3 protein-coding genes are annotated in these 3,400 nt (G+C 68.8%); all 3 read left to right on the top strand.

The features are described from left to right. Nucleotides 1–204 precede the first annotated feature (204 nt). The 3 genes from secY (at nucleotide 205) to map (ending at nucleotide 3,195) form a co-directional block, all read left to right on the top strand. The gene (gene secY, locus GWK61_RS53320) at nucleotides 205–1,551 is read left to right on the top strand and encodes a preprotein translocase subunit SecY (protein ID WP_194922025.1); all 1,347 of its coding nucleotides are present in this window, start codon (nucleotides 205–207) and stop codon (nucleotides 1,549–1,551) included. 91 nt (nucleotides 1,552–1,642) lie between these two features. Continuing rightward, entirely contained in the window at nucleotides 1,643–2,320 is a 678-nt protein-coding gene (locus GWK61_RS53315; RefSeq protein ID WP_194922022.1) for an adenylate kinase, read from the top strand. Between the two features lie 47 nt (nucleotides 2,321–2,367). Continuing rightward, entirely contained in the window at nucleotides 2,368–3,195 is an 828-nt protein-coding gene (gene map / locus GWK61_RS53310; protein WP_194922020.1) for a type I methionyl aminopeptidase, read from the top strand. Nucleotides 3,196–3,400 lie beyond the last annotated feature (205 nt).

Genomic DNA, 3,400 nt, shown 5'->3' with positions numbered 1-3,400 from the left:
CCAGTAACCCCGCGGCCACCGTGCGCCGAACCCTCCCACCCGACGCTCGCCTTCGCCTCCCTGCTATGCGTAAGATGGCGCAGGTCGGCCATCACCCCGACCCGACCCCGTGTGCCCTCCGAGCCCCGCGTACCTGCGCAGAGCCCGCGGCGCGCGGTCATCAGGACCCTTTGACAATCTGTCGCGTCAAGGCGCAGGAGGACCATGCTCACCGCATTCGCTCGGGCGTTCCGTACGCCCGACCTGCGCAAGAAGCTGCTCTTCACGCTCGGCATCATGGCCCTGTTCCGGCTGGGCGCCCACATCCCGGCGCCGGGCGTGGACACCAAGGCGCTGAGCGCGTGTGTGGGGATCAGCAAGGCCAGCGGGCAGGGCAACGGTGCGCTGGGCCTGATCAACCTGTTCTCCGGCGGCGCGCTGCTGCAGCTGTCGATCTTCGCGCTGGGCATCATGCCCTACATCACCGCGTCGATCATCCTGCAGCTGCTGACGGTCGTGATCCCGCGCCTGGAAGCCCTCAAGAAGGAGGGCCAGGCCGGTCAGACGAAGATCACGCAGTACACCCGGTACCTGACCATCGGGCTGGCGATCCTGCAGTCGACCACGATGCTCACGCTGATGAAGAACAACCCGACCGCCCTGCTGGGCCCGGGCTGCCAGGGCGCGAACGTCATCTTCACCAAGGTCGACTGGATCGGCATGGCGGTGATGGTGATCACGCTGACCGCCGGCACCACGCTGATCATGTGGCTCGGCGAGCTGATCACCGACCGCGGCATCGGCAACGGCATGTCGCTGCTGATCTTCACCTCGATCACCGCGAACTTCCCGTCCTCGCTGTGGTCCATCAAGCAGGGCTCCACCACCATGGACGGCTGGCCGGTGTTCTTCGGCGTGCTGCTGATGGGCATGATCATGGTCGGCGCGGTGGTCTTCGTCGAGCAGGGCCAGCGCCGCATCCCGGTGCAGTACGCCAAGCGCATGGTCGGCAGACGCATGTACGGCGGGTCCTCGACCTACATCCCGATGAAGGTGAACCAGGCCGGCGTCATCCCGGTCATCTTCGCCTCCTCGCTGCTGCAGCTCCCGCTGATGCTCGCGAACTTCACGAACCCGAACGCCCAGAAGGGGTGGGCGCACTGGGTGAACCGCGAGTTCGGGATGACCACCAACGGCTACTCGCTGACGTACTCCATCACGTACTTCCTGCTGATCCTCGGCTTCGCCTTCTTCTACGTCTCGATCACCTTCGTCCCCGACGAGATCGCGGACAACATGAAGAAGTACGGCGGCTTCATCCCCGGCATCCGCGCCGGCAAGCCGACCGCCGAGTACCTGCAGTACGTCTCGACCCGCGTCACCTGGCCCGGCGCCCTGTACCTGTCGGTGATCGCGATCATCCCGATGATCGCCCTGGCCGAGCTGCACGCCAGCGGCAAGTTCCCGTTCGGCGGCACGACCATCCTGATCATGGTCGGCGTCGGCCTGGAGACGGTGAAGCAGATCGAGTCCCAGCTCCAGCAGCACAACTACGAAGGCTTCCTGCGGTGACGGCGGTGATGACGACGGCGTCGATGCGCCTCACCCGACGCGGGCGGCACCGGGCCGTCCGTCCCACTGACGCCGAAGGGTTCCTCATCTAGTGCGTATCGTTCTCGTCGGACCGCCGGGGGCGGGCAAGGGCACCCAGGCCTCGTTCATCGCCGGCCACCTGGGTGTCCCGAAGATCAGCACGGGCGACATCTTCCGGATGAACATCTCGCAGGGCACCCCGCTCGGCGTGCAGGCCAAGGAGTACCTGGACGCCGGGCAGTTGGTCCCGGACGAGCTCACGATAGACATCGTCCGCGACCGGCTCTCGCAGCCGGACGCGGCCGACGGCTTCCTGCTCGACGGCTTCCCGCGCAACGTCGCCCAGGCCGAGGAGCTGGACAAGATCCTGGCCGACAACGACGTCACGGCGTCGGTCGGCAAGGCCTACCTGGACGTGGTGCTCGACCTCGAGGTCGACAACAACGAGGTGATCAAGCGGATCTCCGGCCGCCGGCTGTGCCGCAACGACTCCGGGCACATCTTCCATGTCGACTACAGCCCTTCCTCGGCCGGCGACAAGTGTGAGATCTGCGGCGGCGAGCTCTACCAGCGCTCGGACGACGCCGAGGGCGTGGTCCGCACCCGCCTCGAGGTCTACGCCGCCGAGACCGCCCCGATCATCGACTACTACCGCGAGCAGGGTGTGCTGACCACGATCGACGCCACCGGCGAGGTCGACGTCATCACCCAGCGCGCCTTCGCGGCGGTCGACGCCGCCCGCGGCTGAGCCACACCGGCCGGCCCCCTCCCGCAGTCCCGAAGGAAATCCCAGACATGCACGCCCACGGCGACGACGACGGCCTCATCGAGCTGAAGACCTCCGAGCAGTTCGAGGCCATGAAGCAGGCGGGGAAGGTCGTCTCGCGGACGCTGGCGCTGCTGCGCTCGGCGGTCCGGCCGGGCATCACCACCGGTGAGCTGGACCGGATCGCCGAGGAGTCCATCCGATCCCTCGGCGCCGCCCCGTCGTTCCTGGGCTACGGCGACTTCCCCGGCTCGATCTGCGCCTCGGTCAACGAGGAGATCGTGCACGGCATCCCCGGCTCGCGCGTGCTGCGCGAGGGGGACCTGATCTCCATCGACTGCGGCGCGATCATCCCCGCCGACCCCGCGCAGGCCGCCACCGGCCGGTGGAACACCCGGGGCTGGCACGCCGACGCCGCGATCACCGTCCCGGTCGGCGAGGTCGCCCCGGAACTCGCCGAGCTCTCCCGGGTCACCGAGCAGGCCATGTGGGCCGGCATCGAGGCGGTGAAGGAGGGCGTCGCGCTGAACGACGTCTCCACCGCGATCGACGGCTACACCCGCACCCAGCCCCGCCGCTACGGCATCGTCCGCGACTACGGCGGCCACGGCATCGGCTCGGCCATGCACATGGCCCCGATGGTGTTCAACTACCCGGTCCGCGGCGAGCGCACGGTGCTGGCCACCGGCATGGCGATCGCCATCGAGCCGATGCTGACCCTGGGCAGGAACAAGACCCGGGTCCTAGCCGACGACTGGACGGTCGTGGCCAAGGACGGCTCCCCGGCGGCACACTGGGAGCACACAGTCGCCCTGACACCCGAGGGCGTCGTGGTGACCACTGCTCCGGAAGAGTGACCAGACGTGACCGAACTGGGTGAGGCGCCCCCCGCGTCCGCCCTCCGGCGACCCTGACCCGGCGGACGATGAAGTATGGCGCGTGACCGATCGGCGGCCCTGGCGGCCGCCGCCCTCCTGGCCCTCGGCGCTGTCGCCGGCTGCGGACCGGCCAAGAGCGCCGCGAAGCCGGCCGCCGCGCCGCATCCGGCCGGCCCCACCACCC

The sequence above is a fragment of the Catenulispora rubra genome, from assembly GCF_015356825.1.
Classification (GTDB): domain Bacteria; phylum Actinomycetota; class Actinomycetes; order Streptomycetales; family Catenulisporaceae; genus Catenulispora; species Catenulispora rubra.
Note: the sequence above shows the minus strand (reverse complement) of the source record. Positions and strands in the feature narration are given on the sequence as shown.

Bases quoted from the DNA above. Each gene is read 5' to 3' on its own strand.
- secY (WP_194922025.1), top strand. From the start codon at position 205: ATGCTCACCGCATTCGCTCGGGCGTTCCGTACGCCCGACCTGCGCAAG.
- map (WP_194922020.1), top strand. From the start codon at position 2,368: ATGCACGCCCACGGCGACGACGACGGCCTCATCGAGCTGAAGACCTCC.